Annotated in this window: 20 protein-coding genes; 3 read left to right on the plus strand and 17 right to left on the minus strand. The window is 42.1% G+C overall.

Going from position 1 to position 19,109, the window contains the following annotated elements; all coding sequences use genetic code 11:
• Positions 1-198 precede the first annotated feature (198 nt).
• The 5 genes from FS608_RS13385 to ssb all read right to left on the minus strand — a co-directional run bounded on the left by FS608_RS13385 (position 199) and on the right by ssb (position 4,697).
• A complete protein-coding gene (locus FS608_RS13385) occupies positions 199-1,884 on the minus strand; it encodes a hypothetical protein (RefSeq protein ID WP_144550775.1) in 1,686 nt (561 codons plus the stop codon).
• Between the two features lie 140 nt (positions 1,885-2,024).
• Positions 2,025-3,146 (minus strand): 3D domain-containing protein, encoded by a 1,122-nt coding sequence (locus FS608_RS13390; RefSeq protein ID WP_144550776.1) that lies wholly within the window; start codon positions 3,144-3,146, stop codon positions 2,025-2,027.
• Between the two features lie 129 nt (positions 3,147-3,275).
• Complete coding sequence (locus FS608_RS13395; protein ID WP_222127347.1) at positions 3,276-3,713, minus strand: hypothetical protein; 438 nt, start codon at positions 3,711-3,713, stop codon at positions 3,276-3,278.
• A 389-nt stretch (positions 3,714-4,102) separates the two neighbouring features.
• Positions 4,103-4,327 (minus strand): hypothetical protein, encoded by a 225-nt coding sequence (locus FS608_RS13400; RefSeq protein WP_144550778.1) that lies wholly within the window; start codon positions 4,325-4,327, stop codon positions 4,103-4,105.
• On the minus strand, positions 4,320-4,697 hold the full coding sequence (gene ssb, locus FS608_RS13405; protein WP_144552126.1) for a single-stranded DNA-binding protein: 378 nt from the start codon (positions 4,695-4,697) through the stop codon (positions 4,320-4,322). The genes FS608_RS13400 and ssb overlap by 8 nt, the downstream gene beginning before the upstream one ends.
• Positions 4,698-4,943: 246 nt before the next feature.
• On the opposite strand from ssb, the gene FS608_RS13410 reads away from it, so the two are divergent.
• Positions 4,944-5,378, plus strand: a complete 435-nt coding sequence (locus FS608_RS13410; protein WP_144550779.1) for a YwpF family protein — start codon at positions 4,944-4,946, stop codon at positions 5,376-5,378.
• Positions 5,379-5,429: 51 nt separating this feature from the next.
• On the opposite strand, the gene FS608_RS13415 is transcribed toward FS608_RS13410, so the two are convergent.
• The 5 genes from FS608_RS13415 to spoIIID form a co-directional block, all read right to left on the minus strand.
• Positions 5,430-5,792, minus strand: coding sequence for a hypothetical protein (locus FS608_RS13415; RefSeq protein WP_144550780.1), 363 nt, complete (start codon positions 5,790-5,792; stop codon positions 5,430-5,432).
• A gap of 328 nt (positions 5,793-6,120) precedes the next feature.
• Complete coding sequence (gene fabZ, locus FS608_RS13420) at positions 6,121-6,555, minus strand: 3-hydroxyacyl-ACP dehydratase FabZ (RefSeq protein WP_098571481.1); 435 nt, start codon at positions 6,553-6,555, stop codon at positions 6,121-6,123.
• A 74-nt stretch (positions 6,556-6,629) separates the two neighbouring features.
• The gene (locus FS608_RS13425; protein WP_144550781.1) at positions 6,630-7,304 is read right to left on the minus strand and encodes a DNA-directed RNA polymerase subunit beta; all 675 of its coding nucleotides are present in this window, start codon (positions 7,302-7,304) and stop codon (positions 6,630-6,632) included.
• Positions 7,305-7,734: 430 nt separating this feature from the next.
• Positions 7,735-8,736, minus strand: a complete 1,002-nt coding sequence (mreB, locus tag FS608_RS13430) for a rod shape-determining protein (protein WP_144550782.1) — start codon at positions 8,734-8,736, stop codon at positions 7,735-7,737.
• Positions 8,737-8,922: 186 nt separating this feature from the next.
• Positions 8,923-9,195 (minus strand): sporulation transcriptional regulator SpoIIID, encoded by a 273-nt coding sequence (gene spoIIID / locus FS608_RS13435; protein ID WP_026568271.1) that lies wholly within the window; start codon positions 9,193-9,195, stop codon positions 8,923-8,925.
• Positions 9,196-9,846: 651 nt separating this feature from the next.
• On the opposite strand from spoIIID, the gene FS608_RS13440 reads away from it, so the two are divergent.
• Positions 9,847-10,155 (plus strand): MGMT family protein, encoded by a 309-nt coding sequence (locus tag FS608_RS13440; protein ID WP_144550783.1) that lies wholly within the window; start codon positions 9,847-9,849, stop codon positions 10,153-10,155.
• A 30-nt stretch (positions 10,156-10,185) separates the two neighbouring features.
• Here the strand turns inward: FS608_RS13440 and FS608_RS30265 are convergent, their stop codons facing one another.
• The 3 genes from FS608_RS30265 to spoIIQ all read right to left on the minus strand — a co-directional run bounded on the left by FS608_RS30265 (position 10,186) and on the right by spoIIQ (position 13,575).
• Positions 10,186-10,356: a hypothetical protein gene (locus FS608_RS30265; RefSeq protein WP_186328725.1), complete on the minus strand. Its 171-nt coding sequence runs from the start codon at positions 10,354-10,356 to the stop codon at positions 10,186-10,188.
• A 106-nt stretch (positions 10,357-10,462) separates the two neighbouring features.
• Positions 10,463-12,460 (minus strand): penicillin-binding transpeptidase domain-containing protein, encoded by a 1,998-nt coding sequence (locus FS608_RS13445; protein ID WP_144550784.1) that lies wholly within the window; start codon positions 12,458-12,460, stop codon positions 10,463-10,465.
• A 257-nt stretch (positions 12,461-12,717) separates the two neighbouring features.
• The gene (gene spoIIQ / locus FS608_RS13450) at positions 12,718-13,575 is read right to left on the minus strand and encodes a stage II sporulation protein SpoIIQ (RefSeq protein ID WP_144550785.1); all 858 of its coding nucleotides are present in this window, start codon (positions 13,573-13,575) and stop codon (positions 12,718-12,720) included.
• A gap of 160 nt (positions 13,576-13,735) precedes the next feature.
• Between spoIIQ and FS608_RS13455 the strand changes: the two genes are divergently transcribed.
• Positions 13,736-14,152 (plus strand): VanZ family protein, encoded by a 417-nt coding sequence (locus FS608_RS13455; protein WP_144550786.1) that lies wholly within the window; start codon positions 13,736-13,738, stop codon positions 14,150-14,152.
• Here FS608_RS13455 and FS608_RS13460 read toward each other — a convergent pair.
• From FS608_RS13460 to FS608_RS13475, 4 genes are all read right to left on the minus strand, one after another.
• Entirely contained in the window at positions 14,118-15,116 is a 999-nt protein-coding gene (locus FS608_RS13460) for a nuclease-related domain-containing protein (RefSeq protein WP_186328726.1), read from the minus strand. The two genes, FS608_RS13455 and FS608_RS13460, sit on opposite strands and share 35 nt — an antisense overlap.
• A gap of 396 nt (positions 15,117-15,512) precedes the next feature.
• A complete protein-coding gene (spoIID, locus tag FS608_RS13465; protein ID WP_144552128.1) occupies positions 15,513-16,550 on the minus strand; it encodes a stage II sporulation protein D in 1,038 nt (345 codons plus the stop codon).
• 307 nt (positions 16,551-16,857) lie between these two features.
• Positions 16,858-18,168, minus strand: coding sequence for a UDP-N-acetylglucosamine 1-carboxyvinyltransferase (murA, locus tag FS608_RS13470; RefSeq protein WP_144550788.1), 1,311 nt, complete (start codon positions 18,166-18,168; stop codon positions 16,858-16,860).
• A gap of 32 nt (positions 18,169-18,200) precedes the next feature.
• Positions 18,201-18,980, minus strand: a complete 780-nt coding sequence (locus FS608_RS13475) for a YwmB family TATA-box binding protein (protein ID WP_144550789.1) — start codon at positions 18,978-18,980, stop codon at positions 18,201-18,203.
• Positions 18,981-19,109 lie beyond the last annotated feature (129 nt).

The following is a 19,109-nucleotide window of genomic DNA, read 5'->3' on the forward strand; positions in this document are numbered from 1 at the left end:
TACAAAGGCACTTCTTGCTGTATGAGACCAGTGGCAATGGTGTTTTTGGTGTCAGGCACCAATTATTGTATCAGCCAATTGTTAATGGGGTTAACGGTGTCAGGCACCGTGCTTTTTGCGACTGATAAAAAAAAACGGTACACCATCGTGTTGTTGATTGGCGTACCATTCTGTGTTGGGTGCTATGTGGCCCTATTTTTATGCTTGTATATATGGCCGGTCTTTTAGATGGTCGGTGTGCTCAAGCATGTGCATGTGAAAGAGTTCGTAGCGGACCCAGCGGAGTGGGAATGAAAACGCGACTTCATTTTTCTTGTTATAGATGAGAACGTGTTTTTTGCTATACTCTACTTTTTTGATTTCATGCAAGCCGATGGTGTGCTGCTTCGCTCCGTTTACCATCACTAGCTGCTGGCCAATGACCTGGATTTTTCTTTTCTTATTTTTGGTAAGTTCATAAAGACACATCGCACCACCGATAACGGTTAGTGCCACTAAGATAGGAATCCCGTCTTTCGGAAACCCTGTTACCGCCTCTTTAATCCAGTGAACCACCGCGAGGCTGAGGAAGAACCAGGCACCTCGACTTAGCCGCGGCGAGCTTTCAAAGTAAATACTGGACTCATGTTCTTCCTTTTCCTCTGCTCTCTTTTTGAAAAAAGCAGCTTTATGTTCTTCGATGCTGGCTGAATCCCATTCGACAAAATCAGTATAGCTGCCGTCCCATAATTCGGCCGTATCGTCTCCATCCTCAAGCGCATAGCCGCCTGCCCAGCCCGCGTATCGGGTCCCGATATGCATGAAACTCAGCAAATAATAGCGTATCGGCTGGCGATATGTGTTTTCCGTTTCGATTGTATCGATGACCTGAATGTCTTCCGGAAAGCGGATGACTCCCTCCTCTTCCTCAGGCATGTTGATAATCGTCGAAAAGAGTCTCGTCTTCGCCAAATGCGGCTGCTTTCCTTCCCTGATAGGATACAGATGCTCTAGATTCCTTTCCTTTAACTCCCAATAAACCATTTCTGCACTCTCAATATGCTCAGCTGCTTCTACGAGCCTGTTCTGTTGATACGGAAGGTTTTTGGCCACACATACCAACAGCGCCTGCGTTTTTATCAACGGATCCCGGAAGGTCATTGCCTGCTCCAACTCGGCACCGATGTCGGCTGAAAAATAATATTCCATTAAGCTAATAAATAATTTCATTTTTGTTCGAACGGCAAAATAGCTATCCTTCCAAGCCGTATAAACGTATTTGCTGGAAAAATCGGCGTCAAATTTCAGATACTCTTGTTTCTCCACGTGATAATCTCTGAGCAATGACGGAAGGATGACCTCCTTCTTATAGCCTTTTTCTAGACGTGAGTCGTTCAGCGATAATACTAAACTATAAAGCAACAATTTATAATGCTCTGAATTGAGCTTGTCGAGGGTTTTATCAAGGATTCCCTTAATCAGCATCGGATAAGGGTCCAATTCATTGATTGGAATATGGAATTCCTCGGTCTGGATTAACTCGACGATTTTTTCCTCAAGCACATAAAAAATATCCTCGTCTTCTGTTATGAGCAGCAGTTCAATTGCCCGCTCTTTTGCCTGCAAGTCAAGGCCGTCAAAATGCTTGAGGAGCCCTTCCACCACTTCCGGCATCGGAAAATCACAGACAAAGTCAATAAGATAAAAGGAGGGGTTGTCCCAGCGGTCAACAGGATCTGGGAATCCGGACGCCGCTGTTTTGATCATATCCTTTAGAACATCGATTTGAATCTCGAGCCCTTCTTCCTTTTTATATTGAAAAAGCTGGTCAAGTGCTTCAAATCTCTTTTGAGGATCCTCACTTTTTACCTTCTTTAAAATCGTACGCAATTTTAACTCAATCACTAAACTGATCCCTCTCTCATACTACCAATTTGTAACAATATGAATTTATTTTATTTCATAAAAACAAATTCAGCAACGCTTGGGTGTCAGGCACCGCACCAATATAAAAAGACCTAACAGTTTCCTGTTAGGTCTTGATTTTAATCTAATACGATGATTTTTACGGTTTTTCTGCCCCATTGTATGCATTGGGATGTGGTTGGCAGTAATACGTCGATTTTATGGCCTTTGATTGCGCCGCCTGTGTCGCCAGCAACAGCAATGCCATAGCCTTCAACCCAGACTTTTTTTCCAAGTGGAATGACTCTTGGGTCGACAGCAATTAATTTCATATTGGGATGTTTCCTAATATTGTATCCAGCTGCTGTAATGTGGAAGGATTCTTCCGGGCTGTATGCTGTCGCAGTTACATACATTTCCTTCCCTTTGATGGCTGCAGTTGTTTCTTTATTTGAAGTTGGCGCCGGTTTTGCTTTTGAAGTGGTACGGGTCTTCGCCTCTTCTTGTTCATTTTTAATTTTGGCTTGAATATCACTCAGTTGTGATTCAATGCCTGCCTTTTCCTGCTCGGCAAGCGCCATTTGTTTAAGGATTTGACTATATTTTTGTTGCATTACGGTTAAGGTTTGTTGACTTTTCTGGCTGTTTTGATCAAGTATTTGCTGCTGTTTCGCAAGATCCTCTTGATCTTCTAATAAAATTTGTTCTTGTCTATCAATCTCTTTTTTGTCTTCCTCAATCTGCAGCAGGTCTGCCTTTTGGGATGTCAAAATATCTTTATCTGCATCCATAAGGGTAGAAACGGCGCTCGCGCGTTGGATAAAATCTGAGATACTATCAGATTCGAAGAATAAATTGATGATGACATTAATATTATCCGTTTGTTGAAGTGAGACCGCTCTCTGCTTCATAATTCCTTTACGGGCAAGGATCTTGTCTTCGAGGACAACAATTTCTTGTTTCTTTTTTTCAATGAGTTCATTCGTAGCGTCTATTTTTTGTTGCGTTTTGGCCATTTCTTCTTTGTTTTTTGTAATATCACTGTTCAGGGCATTCAATTCTTGTTGAATTTTTACAATCTCTTGATTAACATTCTGCTTTTCTTGCGCTTTTTGCTCTACTAATCTTTGTTTTTCCGCTAGTTCTTCTTTAGCATTATGTAGGGCTTCCGTGCTTGTTTGTGCATATGTAACCATAGACCCCGATACTGATAACATGATTGTAAGTAACACGAGAATGATACGCTTTCTTGTCGTTTGCATACACTTTCTCCTTTCCTTAGTACTCTATTTATACCAGAAGAATGTGCCAGTAATGTTACAAAAAGATTAAAAGTACATCACTTTTTGTCATATTACACATATTAGTGTCAATTCTGTGTCATAACAGTGTTAAATTTTAGGGCATCGAATTGCTTTAAATTTCTTACTTTCCGTGAGTGCACTGTTTGGTTTGTCCTTCGCCAGTCTCTTTTTATCATTCGGGAATTCCGTTAAAAAAGATACCGTTTTCCCTTCTTTAATGGCAAAATGGGTTAGGCATTCAAAAACTTCTTTTTCAGTTAAATCATTATTTTCTTTATAGATCTGTAAGGAATGCTGCTCGTACGTAATATGAATTTCGGAATTAAAGCTATGGATGGGAATAATTGCTTTCTTATGAAATGGAATAGATTGATAAGGAGTAACCTCATATGTTTGGGGCGACCGAGTTGAGAGTTGGACTGCATCAAAAAAGCTTGGTTTACTGTCGATTTCTATTTTTTTCTTTCTGTTTGGTTTGCCAATAAATATTATTGAGTTTTTCTCCACAAAGATACCTACCTCCATAAAATACAATAATTTACATCACCTAACATTATTCGACGATAACTTACAAATTCCTTTAAGGTGATTTTATCCCAACTCATATTTTTCTGGAACGTTCACTATTTTTACATAAATGAATAGGAGTATTCGGCAGATAGGCTCATTAAGAGGAGTCATGCACCATCACGAAGGATTTCTTTTGGCTTAAATCAAAGAAGCCGCTGATGAGTTCAGCGGCTTCTTTTAAAAAAACAGGGGGGTTTTTCTATTAGTTTATCCCGTTGGAATATTTTTATACGTGTAATCATAAAAAAATTCCGGCAAGTAACTGCCGGATAAGTGGAGATCATCTCGGAGATGGCATTGATTTTTTATCAAAAAGTCAATTGCGGGGATAATTTTTGAAAATCCTAAAAACGAAATGGAATAGTTGGTGAAGGTTCGTGTGGACGAGAGGAGTAAATTCTAATGAGGTTGTCTCTTTCCTTGATTTCATGCTGTTGTTCCTTAATAATCCATTCCAGCTGGCTAACGCGTTTTTGGAGGCTGTCGAAATTCTTATTTGAATTTCCGACCATTTTGATTAAACTTTCCAATAATTGCTCAAGGTTTCTGGTCATTTCATCGTTAGACACCAATCGTCACTTCCTCCTTTTTTGGAGGGGCTTCCACTTCATGCGGCTGCGGCTTGGAGCTTAGGAACTGGACCGTTTCCGCGACCACCTCTGTGACATACACCCTTTTTCCCTCTTTGTTATCATAGTTCCGCGTCTGCAATCGCCCCGTGATTCCGAGTACTGAACCTTTCCGGCAATATTGACACGTATTCTCGGCTGTTTTCCGCCAAAGTGTGCATTGAACAAAATCAGCTTCGATTTCGCCGTTTTGGTTGCGAAAGTGACGCGACACCGCCAGGGTAACTTGGGCCACGGCCGTCCCTTCTGTCGTCTGTTTCAATTCGGGGTCCCGTGTCAACCTGCCAACAAGTGTGACTTGATTGATCATACCTTCATCTCCTTCTTCGTTTGACGGTACTAGCATAGCCTGTTGGTGTCCTTATTGTAAAACAGGGAAAAGACCATTATTAGGCCGGTTTTTAGGAGATAAACGGTTTTTCAAAAGGGTTTTTGTAAAAAAACGGCTTGTGGATTTTCTGAAAAACTTATCTTCTAAATTTCGACAAAAACTTTTCGACATTTGCTTTAGGTGAACATATGTTATAATTTAGGAAAATGCAATCAGGAGGTTATGATGAAATCTTTTAAATTGTACTCATTAGATGTAGTGGAAGATGATACTTCGATTGAAGTTCCGTTAGTAGATGGCTTAATTCTCAATAAGGAAGACGAGCGCTCCACATGGCTGCTTGAGGCGTATACAGATTTATCCCTCTATGATTATTTCCAAAAAATTTCCGAGCAAAATCGCGACATTATTGTTGAGGCTGTAATTACCAAGAAGGAGAACGCTCCTGCTTATTTTCAAACAAAAATTGTCTCGTTAACTAAATTTGAAAAGCATATTAGCGTTTTGTTCGAGGGAAAAATCCGCCGGAATAAAAGCGACTATTCTGAGCTCTTGCTCGAAAGCCTTCTTCAAAAAGGGTTGGAAGGACCCGCGTTGCTCACCGAATTTAGAGAAAAGATCCAAAGTAAGCCGAAGTTAAAAGTGAAGTCGAACAAATAAATCATAAGTGAAGGGACAGGCTAACGCCCGTCCCTTTTTTATTGCTGTGAATTACTCGTCTTTATTGTCCGCGTCTCTTCTGTCAATATCATCTTCAATTATTTCTTCTTTTTTGGTGTTGCTATCCTTAATTGGGTCTTTGTCGGTATTAGTATTTTTGTCCTCTGACATTGGATAATGGTTGTTTCTGTTGTCTAAATCCATGTTATCATCATCGTAATTGTTCCTATTATTTAAATTGTTACGGTCTAAATTGTTACGGTTTAAATTGTTGTCATTTAAATCATTATCATTTAGATTGTTATCGACGGCTGGTGGCGGCGGATTTTGGTCATCGTTATCATTATTACAGGCTGTTAACATTCCTGCAGATAAAATTGAACCTGCTAGCAAAAGAAATAACTTTTTCTTCAAAATCAAGAACCCCTTCCAAAATAAGTTTTGACCTACCCATGGGTCTAATTTTAGGTTGTCCAGTATCTTTCAAATGATTGCTAGCATTTTTTTACAAAAGGCTGTGTTAAACTAGTCTGTTGATTTCCGCTTCAGGCACTTCGCTTTCCGCGGGCGGTCCGGGAGCCTCCTCGTCGCTGCGCTTCTGCGGGGTCTCCCCTGCCCCGTACTCCCGCAGGAGTCTACGTGCCTTCCACTCCAATCAACAGTGTGCCAAAATCAACATTAACCTCTAACACAGCCTACATAAAAAAACGACCAGAAATTCCTTCCCGGTCGTTCGTCTTGTTTATTCTTTTTTCTCCCCTAAGGCAAATGTGATTTCAGCTTCACATGCCACTTCACCGTCAACGGTTGCAACGGCTTTTCCTTTGCCGACTGGTCCGCGCAGACGGATGATTTCTACTTCTAGACGAAGCTGATCGCCTGGTTTGACTTGCTTTTTAAAACGGCAGCCATCAATTCCTGCAAAAAAGGCTAAGCGGCCGCGATTTTCTTCTTTTTTCAACATCGCGACAGCCCCAACCTGTGCAAGGGCTTCTACGATTAGTACACCAGGCATGACAGGATAATCCGGAAAATGGCCATTAAAGAACTCTTCATTGGCGCTAACGTTTTTAATCCCGACTGCGCTCTTTCCTTCTTCTACTTCTAAAATTCGATCCACCAAAAGGAATGGGTAGCGATGTGGGATAATTTCTTTGATTTGTTCGATATCTAACATATTTTAGTACCTCCTACTAGTAACAAGTATTTATTTTCTATTCTACTACTTAACGTATACAAAAAGGAAGGGAATTACATCCCTTCCTCCACTTTTCTTTTTCCTTTTTCAACTAAATCAACAATATGCGTCCATGTGGATTCCTTGAATACATCTTTAACGTTTCCGCCGCCAAGGATCCCATATCCAACCATAGCGCCCAACGATATGCTTATGAAAGCAAAGACCACTAAAAGAATCAGGCGCAGCCAAATTGGAATCAGGCGGATTCTGACACGTTGATGTTTATTAGAGACATTCTTTTCTTTGTCTTTCGTGGTGGCATCCTTGGACTTTTTTGCCTCACGGCTTTTGTTCCTCGCATTTGACGTCTCTTGTTTTTTTACCTGTTTTTCACGTTTCTCAGCTTTCGACTGTTTCGCAGCATCCCTCGTGCCTTTTACCGCTGCTTTTGCCGGTTTCGCTGCGGTCTTAGTGACTGCTGACACTGCTTTTACCGCACCTTTTGCGATTGATACCGCAGGTTTTGCCGCGTTTTTTGTTACTTGAACAACTTCCTTGGCTTGTATCGCAGGAGTATCCTTTGTTTGTCGTCCCTCTTCTTTGGCATCTTTCACTGCGTCCTGTGTTCTGTGCGCCTCGTCCTTAGAATGTTTCGCTGCGTCCTTATTCCGCTGCTGCGCTTCGGCTTTGGCCCGCTTATATTCTTCTCTCGTCCTATATTCTTGATTTGGATTATTTATTGACATTTGTTAATTCCCCTTTTACTGAAGTCCGCCCATTTATTTTTATCTGCATGGGAGACCCCGGACCCAGTGAGTTATACATATTATAACCAATTTTTCTTTTCAACTCTTATAGCTGGTTTATTTGGATTTATTTTTACAATTAGTCATTCATTATTCTATTATAAAAAATAATTTCAGAATACTCATCAATTTTTTACAGGAAATTGTCTATAAAAGGTAGAAATTACTCAAATTCTGTCGTTTATTAAAGAAATTTCTATCGAACGCCAAAGAAAAAAGCCCAATGACTGAGGCTTGTCCTGCCTGCTTCATTAGACTTTTTGTATCCTGCTCTTTTGAGGTATGATGTCTTACAACACCAGACCTAAAAGGGCCGCTAAGATTCATTGTCAACTTAATTCCACTTGCAGGGACAATTTTTCAGAAAGGATCATCCAAACTTCCGACTTGGAATCTTGTCGATATTGTCAAGCATAATTCCTGTTCCAATCGCGACACAATCCATCGGATTTTCGGCCACTAGGACGGGAACTTTTAATTCGTCTGCTAACAACATGTCGATGCCATGCAGCAATGCGCCGCCACCTGTTAAAATAACGCCGCGGTCAATGATGTCAGCTGATAGTTCTGGCGGAGTGCGTTCTAGCACGCTTTTTGCAGCCTGAACGATCACAGTAACTGATTCACGTAATGAACCTTCGATTTCTTCAGAACGAACTGTGATGGTGCGCGGCAGACCGCTTACCATGTCACGTCCGCGGATTTCCATTTCTTCCGAGCGTGAACCTGGGAATACAGTTCCGATGTTGATTTTAATATTTTCAGCTGTGCGCTCACCAATCAAGAGCTTGTATTCGCGCTTAATGTAGTTGAGGATTTCCATGTCGAACTTGTCACCGGCCATTTTGATGGAGGAAGAAGTAACGATATCGCCCATTGAAAGAACTGCTACATCCGTCGTTCCTCCTCCGATGTCCACTACCATGTTTCCGCTCGGTTGGAAAATGTCCATTCCTGCACCAATCGCTGCAACCTTTGGTTCTTCTTCTAAGTAAATCTTTTTCCCGCCGCTCTTTTCAGCAGCTTCTTTGATTGCTTTCTGCTCCACACTTGTAATATTCGTTGGGCAGCAAATCAGAATGCGCGGCTTTGATAAAAAGCCTTTAACGTTTAACTTATTAATAAAATGCTTTAACATTGCTTCGGTTACATCAAAGTCAGCGATCACACCATCTTTAAGCGGGCGGATCGCGACGATGTTACCAGGTGTCCGACCAACCATGCGGCGAGCTTCTTCACCAACAGCAAGTACGCGATTTGTATTTTTGTCAATTGCCACTACGGACGGCTCATTTAATACGATTCCACGGCCTTTTACGTGAATTAGCACGTTAGCCGTTCCTAAGTCTATCCCAATATCTCTTGCAAACATTCTCTTTTCTTTCCTCCTTAAAACGGAATCCACATACTTTTCCTAATTGTATATTGTACCACACTCATTAAGATTTCCATACTTTTAGCATAGAAAAGTTGTAAAATCTTGCAGAAGGATGTCGTATTGGAGGATTCCTAGAGAATGCCTTGAAGCCTATTCTTTTTTCAGCCGAGTCATGACGGTTTATTTTACAGCTTCACCTTCCTTTTCTTCTTTCTGATATTTCATTTTTGTTGCCTCTCCCCCTCGGAGATGACGGATTGATTTATGATAGTCTAAAATACCTTTAACCTCGTTTGCCAGCTCTGGATTAATCTCAGGAAGTCTCTCTGTAAGATCCTTATGGACTGTACTTTTGGATACGCCAAACTCCTTCGCAATCACGCGAACCGTTTTCCTCGTCTCCACGATATACTTTCCAATCTTGATAGTTCTCTCTTTGATGTAATCGTGCACACTCTCGCCCTCCCTAAATTGGATGTGAGAAGTGTGAAATGAGACCCGCTTATCACTTCGACGAATTCTGCTTCCGTTTTGATGTCTGCATTGGTCATCAACTTTGGTGTCAGGCACCATTAAAATACATTTGTCCACTCGCGGAGGACACTTTAAGTTGATGGTGTCAAGCACCAAACGGCAGAAAGTAAGTTACCTTCTGTCTATACGATGAATAATCATGTCCCCGACTGAATGTCCGCTAACTTCAAACGACTCTTCACCTCAAACACTCTCTTTGTAAAGGTTTGTAACCATTTTATTAGCTTGGATACGGGAATATGCTATAAATACTCAATCGGGACAAGGTGATATTCAAAGTTTTTTGATAATTGGACTTCTTACTTTTTTTCGACAGTCATTCAAAGTGCCCCAGAATCGCTTTGTTGCGCGGTTTTGGACTGGAAATATCCGTAGCTTAATTTTATTTCCCAAGAAATTTGTCGATAAAAAAATTATTCAAAAATGGCAATTATGATTGGAATGGAGGTTCAAAAGTTGTTTGAAAGCCAGTACTTTGAATAAATTGGGGCAGTTTTTTCTAAAAGGATTGTTAAAATTATTATATCTTTGATACTTTTTTGGTATGTGTTTTTTGAAAGGAAGGGAACTATGACACCTTTTACTGAAAATGTAGTGGAAATTATTCGAAGCATCCCCGAAGGTAAGGTGGCGACTTACGGCCAAATCGCTCGGCTCGCTGGAAGCCCGCGTGCTGCCCGCCAAGTCGTCCGTGCCCTCCACTCTATGAGCAAGAAGTACCGCCTTCCCTGGCACCGCGTCATCAATGCCAAGGGGCAAATCGCTCTCCAGGATGATGAGTCCTATAATGAGCAACGGTTGTCGTTGGAGGCGGAAGGCGTGGAGATCGGCCTGAGTGGAGTTATTGATTTGGAGAAGTATCAGTGGCAGCCGGAATAGCAGGGGGTCAGGGAGAGAAGTCTCTCTGACTTATTTATTGGTTTGCAGGGATTTCTCTGTAAGTGGTTTCAGTGTGGTTGGGGCCTGTTGGACAGTAAACATTAGCTTGTGGGAAGTTAATGTTTGAAAGTCGACAGTAACTGCTTGGAACTGGGCAGTAAATACTTGGAACCGGACAGTAAGTTGCCCAAACTGGACCATAAAGAAAATCCTTTACATTCCCCCCCTAAAAAGTACTTAACAATTCCTTCAAAACAAAGAAAAAACACCTAGTTTCACTAGGTGTTATCTCTTATACCGAATGCCCTTAGCGCACCAATTCAAAAACTTTCTTCACTTTTTTAACCGGTATCTGCGAGCCGCCCCGCTTCTGGACATTCTCGACCATCATTGCGATCATCAAATTTGGTGAATTCGTGTTGTATCCAATGAACCAGCCATTTTCCGTACCCGTTTCACCTTGCTTCTGTTTAATCTCCGCTGTCCCCGTCTTGCCCGCCAGCGGATAATCCTTCATATCTGCTACATGCGCCGTTCCGGCGGCATCACTAACTACCTTCCGCAAATCCGCCGCAATCACCCCGGCATGCTCTGCTGAGACTACTGCTTCCTTCCAGACCTGACTCTTCTGCTCATCCATCAAAAGAATCGGCTTAATCATCTTTCCACTATTGATAAATGGTGTATACGCCGACAGCAAATGAACAATACTCATTTGGATCTGCCCTTGCCCATAGCCGGAATCCGCAAGTGCAATCTCCCGGTCTAGTGTGCCAATCGTTGATTTTTCGAGGGGGAATGGATACGCCAGCTCTTCCTCAAAGCCAAATTTCTTCAGCCCATCCGCGAACGCAGCTTTTCCCGTTTTTAACGCCGCTTGGGCAAAATAAATATTATCACTAAACACAAATGCCTTTTCCAAATTAACAGGAGCTGATCCCGCATGGACTCGCGTCACAAAATAACCGCCCCATGACTTATCCTTTTGCCACTTCTTCCCTAAAATCGGGACCGCCTGCTCCGGTGTAATCGCTCCGTTTTCCAATGCCACCGCAGCCGTGATTGCCTTCATGACAGATCCCGGTGCAAAGGTTTGTTTAAACCTTGTAGAGAGCGGCTGTTGCTTGTTTTCCTGTAGTGACTTCCATTCAGCCGCCGAGAAGCCGAGCATCGCTTGATTCGGGTCAAATGAAGGCGTACTGACAAGCGCCAGCGCTTCCCCCGTCACAGGGTTTATAGCCGCTCCCGTGCCCGCTTCCTTGCCAAGTTGGTCATAGATTGCTGTCTGAACATCCACATCTATTGTCAGCTTCACCGTTTTTCCATCCTCGACTGGCTTTTCAGCAAGCACCTCCTTGCTGCCATTTTTCTTGTTAATGGTAATCTTCACGCCAGGCTTACCCTTTAACTGCTCGTCGTACACTTGCTCGAGTCCTCTTTTTCCAATCACATCATTGCTTGTGTAACCCTTATCCTTTAGTTTTTCCAACTCGTCCGCTGTGATCGCCCCCACATATCCAATAAGTTGTGCAGCAGCCTTATCATAAGGATAAATCCGTGCATCCACCTTTCGCGTTTGTACCGGCTCGAGGGCAATCAGCTGGGCAACCCGTTCCTCATCCTCCATTGACACCCGCTTCAACGGCACAAACAGTTCCGGCTTCACCCAACTTGCATTAATCGCTTTCTTAATTTGCTCAGGGCTCATTTTTAAAAGCGAGGATAACGGCTCTAGCACCTGATCCGTCACCTTCCCTGCCACCACACCGACCTCGTACACTTGGCCATTCACAGCCAGCCCGATCTCATTGCGGTCGAGAATCTCTCCTCTTTTTGGCGCAGTCGTATCAATGCCAATTTTATCTCCCTCTTGCAATTTTGGGAAAATGAACCCTGTATTCCAGTCTACATACCAATTCTTCTTGTCGGCTCGATCTTCTTTCTTTAAGTTAGCTTTATGAGTGAATTGAATCGGTCCCGCCACGCTATTCATACTTGCCGTAAACGAATATTGGGCTTGTTCTTTTTCCGTCTGTTTATCTTCTTTTGGTTTTTTAAAGTTAATCTTGAGGTCTGTTATCTGAAGATCTTTGTAGATTTTTTGATAGCGGTTGGTAAATTCCTCTTTGGTGATTTTCTTCTTCGCATTATTAGAAAGATAATCATACATTTGATCAAACTTCTGCCCATTCCATAACGCTATGTACTTCGCAAAACGATCCTGCGGCGTCGGCTCCTTACTGCAGCCCGCCAGAACCGCCATCATCAGCAGCACCACCAACATGGCCCCTACTAACTTCCTCAACAAAATCCCTCCTTTAAAAAGTAACAATTGGTGTTTGGTGTCAGGCACCACAAAAAGACACTTTCTCCATTTGGTCCACCATCAGCGGACATTGTTAATTACTCCCGGTGTCAGGCACCAATATTTATCATTATACCGCGAATATACAAAAAATGGTGTTTTGTCCATTTATTATGAGTAAAATATAGTGCGAATAAGTGTGAAATGAGTACAAAAAAAAGAGGAAAGAATTCCCCTTCCCCTTTGTTACGTTATAATTATGAGTTTGTTTTTTCTGTTGAGTTAGTAGAATTGTCGTCCACATTTTTATCTTGGTCAGAAGAGTTTTCTTGGTCAAGGGAATTATCTGGGTCCTCAATCATTTGCTCTTTTTCCTTCATTTGTGGAGTCTCTACTGATTCGCTTGCATTTTCATTCGAAAGTTTTGCTTCCTGTAAAGTGCTTAACGATTTGTTAAAATAGTCACTAGGGTTTACAGCAATTCCATCTTTACGAATTTCAAAATGTACATGTGTTCCAGCTTTTTCATTGAACAAGCTTTGTCCAGCCTTGGCAATAACTTGTCCCTGTTTTACCTCGTCGCCAACCTTGATCTTTATGTCTTTAACGGATTGATATTGTGTTACAATACCTTTGTCGTGTTCCAATTCAATGACATTCCCAAGGACTGCATCTTCTTCAACACGTGTGACAGTACCGCTTAGTGATGCAACAACATCAAACGATTCGCCGTCTTTCACGGTCACATCGATACCAGTATTTGGTTGGTAGGTATTATTATAGAATACCAATGCCGCTTCCTGGTCTTCTGCTTTTCCGTTGAAATCATAGAATTTCGTTTTTACGACAGCTGCATCTGCATTTTCCACTGGCATTTTGAAGTCTTCAAATGTCTTGCTAACTTCAACAGCTGGCTCTTGACCCTTTTTACCAGCAATATCCGTGGATTTGTAATCGTATTTGTCTGACGCGTTGTTGCTAGTTTGATACCATAGTACCGCGGTCAAAATGATTGCTGCACTTGCAATATAAATGGCTGGAAATACCCAACGCTTTTTGAAAAAGCGTTTTACGCTGGAACTTTGAGAAGATCGCTTGTTTTCTTCCTCTCTCATTTTCATCACCTCAGCAATCATTCTGAACAGATAAGTAGAATTATATACACTAGTGAAAAAAATTTTTTTGAACTTATTTTTCGACAGTGATTAAGTTTTTATGCATGAAGTTGGAAAAATTATTTTTCGAGGAGAAAGTATCATTATAGGAGGAATTTTTATGAAAATCTTTAAGTGGGTATTGCGGGTGCTCCCGTTTGCCTATATGGCGGCTATTTTTATTATGTCGAGCCTGCCAGCCGACCATTTCGTTAAGCTGCCTGATTCCCAAATCGACCACACCATTAAGGAATCATTACATTTAATAGAGTTTGCCATTTTGTACGTTTTGCTAGTGCTAGCGATGTTAACCCGCCGAGGAGCGTTCACGCCCGCCTTAAACATAGCCTGTGCCATAATCGCTGGGCTCTATGGTATCAGCGACGAAATTCACCAATCCTTCTACGCCTATCGCTCCGCGTCCTGGTTCGATCTAGTCAAAGACTTTACCGGGATCCTGGTTTGTTTTTATTTTATTAGAGGGGCATTGTTTAAAGGGAAATTTAAGGGACTTGGGAAGGTACTAAGCCGTGTGTAGTTTTAGGAAAATAAATTCTGCCTTTTAAATTCCCTTTAAAGGCTAAGTTCATAGATTTAAGGATTTTATTTGCACTTTTAGGAGAGTCAATATGCAGATAACGTCTCAATTCTGAGTTTGTAATCGAGGGTTTGATTAAAAGAAAGTAATCGTTGATTGCTTGGATATGGGCTGTTTTTGATTTGCACTGACAATTCGGACAGACCCATGTTCCATATACATATTTCATGGATAAACAGTTACATCCTGGGCATCGAACACCTGTGAGGAGGTCATTTTGGCATAAATGGTAGCGTTCTAGTAAATCGGGATTTTCCGGGATATCATTGGTTAGCAGCAGCCGTTTAACCTTGTTCAGCTCTTTCTTATCAAGTTTCGCATGCTTATTTTGGCTGGCGATTTGCGAGATTTTTTCAATTAAACCTTCACTATTAATTATGTATGCCAGTATTGATTCATGTCCCGGATCCACACGAATCGTAGCCTTTTGATTACTATTTACAAAAAGATAGTGAATCGGAATGTCCAGACAATGATGCTCCTTCAGCCATTTTTTTAGTTTTAACGCCTGCATCCTGGCCTGTAAGACCGGATTCTTAATTCTTTCCTGGCTGCCGTTCACATGTAAAATAGTCTGGTTTAAGTATTTTTGAAAGAGGTATTCACCGGTACGGTTCTTTACTTCAAGGACTAGGGCAAATGCTGCTGTAAGGAGGAGAAAATCCATTTGGAAAAAGTATTTCCCTGACTTTAGGCGAATATTATGGAAAATAAGGTAGTTTGATTCGGGGAGCATTCTTAGGTAGAAATCGAGTGATTTCTCTCCATGGTAACCTGCCATCCAGTTCTTATATTCTGTTAAAATAGTTGGTCGCATAGGGTGATTCTCTGCGACTCTTCTAAGTAGTGCCTCATATTTTTTAATTCTCAACGGAACTACACATTCTTTTACGAACAATTGCATCAGTCCTTCCCTTTTTTTAAAATTTCTCCTCTCTCTGATAAAATCCTTCACCATTCGACATCATTCCTTGTCCATTTTGTGAAATTAAAATACCTTTTTTAGAGGGCTTTGAGATTTATCTGCAACTTTGGGAGGTTTATCAGCCGCTTTGGTGGATTTATCGGCCACTTTTTCTTTTTATCGGCCACTTTACAATTTTATCTGCCACTTTCACTAACTTATCTGCCACTTCCCATTTCCGCCTCAAAATCTTCTATAAACCACCCAAATAAAACTTAAAAAGACAGGCGTTCAGCCTGGCTCAGGTCATTGTCCCGTACTTTTATTAGAAATCAGCCCTATATACAAACCCATACAAAAAAACCAGGCATCTCAGCCTGGTTCATTCAACAACAACTATTTCTTCGCAGTAACCGTATCAAGCATATGGTCCGCTGCTGTAATCTCCACACCCTTGTAGTAATGCTTCACGATCTCCTGATAGTTCTTTCCTTCTTTAGCCATCCCGTTCGCCCCGTACTGGCTCATCCCGACGCCATGGCCAAATCCCTTCGTCGTAATCACAATATTGTCGCCCTTGCGCTTCCAGGCAAAGTCAGACGAACGCAGCTCCAGTTTTTCACGTATTTCTATCCCAGATAAGACTTTCCCATTGAAATCGACCTTACCCACACGCTTGCCCGCCGTCCGGTCGACAATCTTGCCAATTGTCGATCCTGAACCAAGGTTCACACCAAGCCGTGTTTCAAACTCACGAACGGACATCACCTTTTGACTGTTATATTTTGGGGACTTTTTATCCCACGGACTGGATACACTTCTTAGATAAGGGAATTTCCCTTCCCATACGTCTTCCGAATTCTCTGTATAGCCATTGCCTGTTGAGAAGAACAAGGCATCAATCGGCTTGCCGTCATAGGTCAAAATTTGTCCGGCTGTTGCCCGTACAGCATCTACAATCTTTTTCTTTTTCCATTCATAATTTGCGCCCCAGTCCCGCCTCTGCTCCGCATCATTCATATAAACCTGGTGGATTACGGTGTCAGTCACCTGAGCACCTTTTGGAACGCCCAGCGTATCTTTATTAATTAACCGGTTGACGATATACGTTCTCGCTGTTAATGCCTGGGCCTTGAGCGCTTCTTCTTTGAAATCCACGGGCATCTCAGCTGCCACTACACCAACGAGGTAATCTTCTAATTGGACACTTTCAATGGTTGATTTCGCAGTCCGGAAAACGGCGACATCTACGGCAGGGTCGGAAGAAGCCGGCGTAGCCTTTACTTCTTTTGCGGGGGTCTTAGTTAAATCCTCCCCTAACTTTCCGCTCGCGTGATGTTCATCAGAAAACGGTAAAACAAGGACTGCGGGAATAATCAATGTCAAGGCAATAAGGACTGCTGCTGCTACGACGAATGGTTTGATTTTTATCATGATAGTGCCTCCAGTTTGCAAATTCACAGCCACACCAAATCATACCAAAGGCGGGATGCGTCTCAATTAATACATATGGAGGCGGACAAGCATTTATTACGGATTTTTCATAAATCTGAACTAAAACATAGTGTCAGGCACCGCCCGTGGACACATGTCTTTTTCTGGTGCCTGACACCAACCATGACACCACCAAAACGCAAAAAAGGCCCGATTCTACATCAGGGCCCGTTGTTTTGCGATTGCACGTTATTACTGTATTTTTCCGCCAAACTTGATGCGACGGAGAAATACGATCCATTAAAATCTACGCATTCATATCCGATACAAGGTTTTGGACTTCTGTGAACGTTTCGTCTGCTTCGTTGATTCGTTCGATGTCGGCGCCTAGTCTTGCTAGTTTGCCGTGGAAGTCAACATAGCCGCGGTCTAAGTGTTTCAACTCAGTCACGCGTGTCATGCCTTCAGATACTAAGCCAGTTAAAATCAATGCAGCAGCAGCGCGAAGATCTGTCGCTGATACTTCTGCACCTTGTAAATTTGAAGAGCCATTTAAAATAACGGAACGGCCTTCAATCTTGATGTCTGCGTTCATGCGGCGGAATTCCTCGACATGCATAAAACGGTTTTCGAAGACCGTTTCAGTAATCATCGAAGTACCATTAGCACGAAGCAGCAATGCCATCATTTGTGATTGCATATCTGTAGGGAAACCAGGATGCGGCATCGTCTTGATGTCGACAGCCTTTAAACGATCGGTTCCGATGACACGAACGCCATCTTCTTCCTCACGAATCGTGATACCCATTTCTACCATTTTTGCAATCAACGATGATAAATGTTCAGGAACAGCGCCTTTTACCAATACATTACCACCCGTAATCGCTGCGGCCACCATGAAGGTACCAGCTTCGATTCGGTCAGGAATAATATTGTGGTCTGCACCAAATAACACATTTACCCCTTCAATACGAAGAGTTCCAGTGCCGGCGCCGCGAACTTTAGCGCCCATTTTGTTCAAGAAATTGGCAAGATCCACAATTTCTGGTTCTTTTGCCACGTTCTCAATAATTGTCGTACCAACCGCAAGAGTGGCAGCCATCATAATATTTTCAGTGGCTCCAACACTTGGGAAGTCTAAATAAATCTTCGCACCTTGTAAGCGGCCGTTAACTTCCGCTTCAATAAAACCGTTGCCTACCTTAACCGTTGCTCCCATGGCTTCAAAGCCCTTGAGATGCTGATCGATAGGACGGGATCCAATTGCACAGCCACCCGGTAAAGCCACACGAGCACGGCCATTACGAGCGAGTAATGATCCCATGACAAGCACAGACGCACGCATTTTTCGAACGTATTCGAATGGCGCCTCATCTTTTAACGCTGTGGATGCATCTACTACGACTGTATTGTTTTCAAACGACACTTCAGCATTTAGATTGCGTAAAACTTCATTAATTGTGTATACATCGGAGAGTGTAGGTACATCACGTAATACACTTTTTCCGTCACTTGCTAATAATGTTGCAGCGAGTACAGGCAGAACGGCATTTTTTGCGCCTTCAACTTTAACCGTTCCATCAAGCCTTTTTCCGCCGCGGACGATAATCTTTTCCAAGAGTATTCCCCTCCGCGTCCATTTTCTCTATATTAATATTCAATCGTAATGATTGGTGTGCCAACTACGATGGTAGTCTTAGTGCCCAATCCTTCGGAGCGTATGCCAATTTGTAAATTCATGTTCTCTCGTTGATTCTCTATGGAGCCTGTAAACATCGGCGAATTGGCCGAAACAGACATGAAAGTCTCCTCTTTTAACGCTTCGATTTCTTTCGCTTTAAATCTTGACATCATTTGATTCATAGTCTTAGGTAAAGACTTATCAATCTTATCACCGACTGTACCTTTCATACAAGAGAAAACTGTTGGTTTTCCTCGAAATATGTCAGTTAGCCTAGTTTTAAATTGACTGGTGGTGAAAAAGGCCTTTGTCGCCGAATTCCATTCCTTACCAGAGATACTATATACTATATACGCATTAACAGGTTGTTTTGTGTGGGTTGCCATAATTTGAAGCATTTCTTTGTGGTGTTTTGATGTTGGAGATACTGCTGTGACTTCCCATTTTTGGCTGGTATTTTTCACAGACCATTCCCAATCAGGAAACTTAGCTTGAAGCTTTTTAGCATAGTCCTTAACTTCCTGCTCACTTTTCATGTCATTTAAATGCTCTCTTGCATAAAAAGTCCATTCATCGAGCAAAATATTTTCGGCTTGTAATATCGAGCCGATTTTTATTAAGTCCATTTCTTTTTTAAAGATAGAACTAGTCCCGCCGCCATTTGCTTCACTTGTTTGGTTCCCCATAACAACCAAGATTAAACTTATTATGATAACTACGCTCAAAAGGATCTGACTCTTTCTCTTCATCTCTACTCCCCCTTACTACCATTGTTACCAGGTAGAGGAGTAGCATACTTGGGAAATGTCGTCACTTTTAGACAAGTTCTATGCTTTGATGTTATTTTTCCACACAAAGACGATTGTACTCAATTTCTG

This window comes from Bacillus sp. X1(2014) (assembly GCF_007678255.1).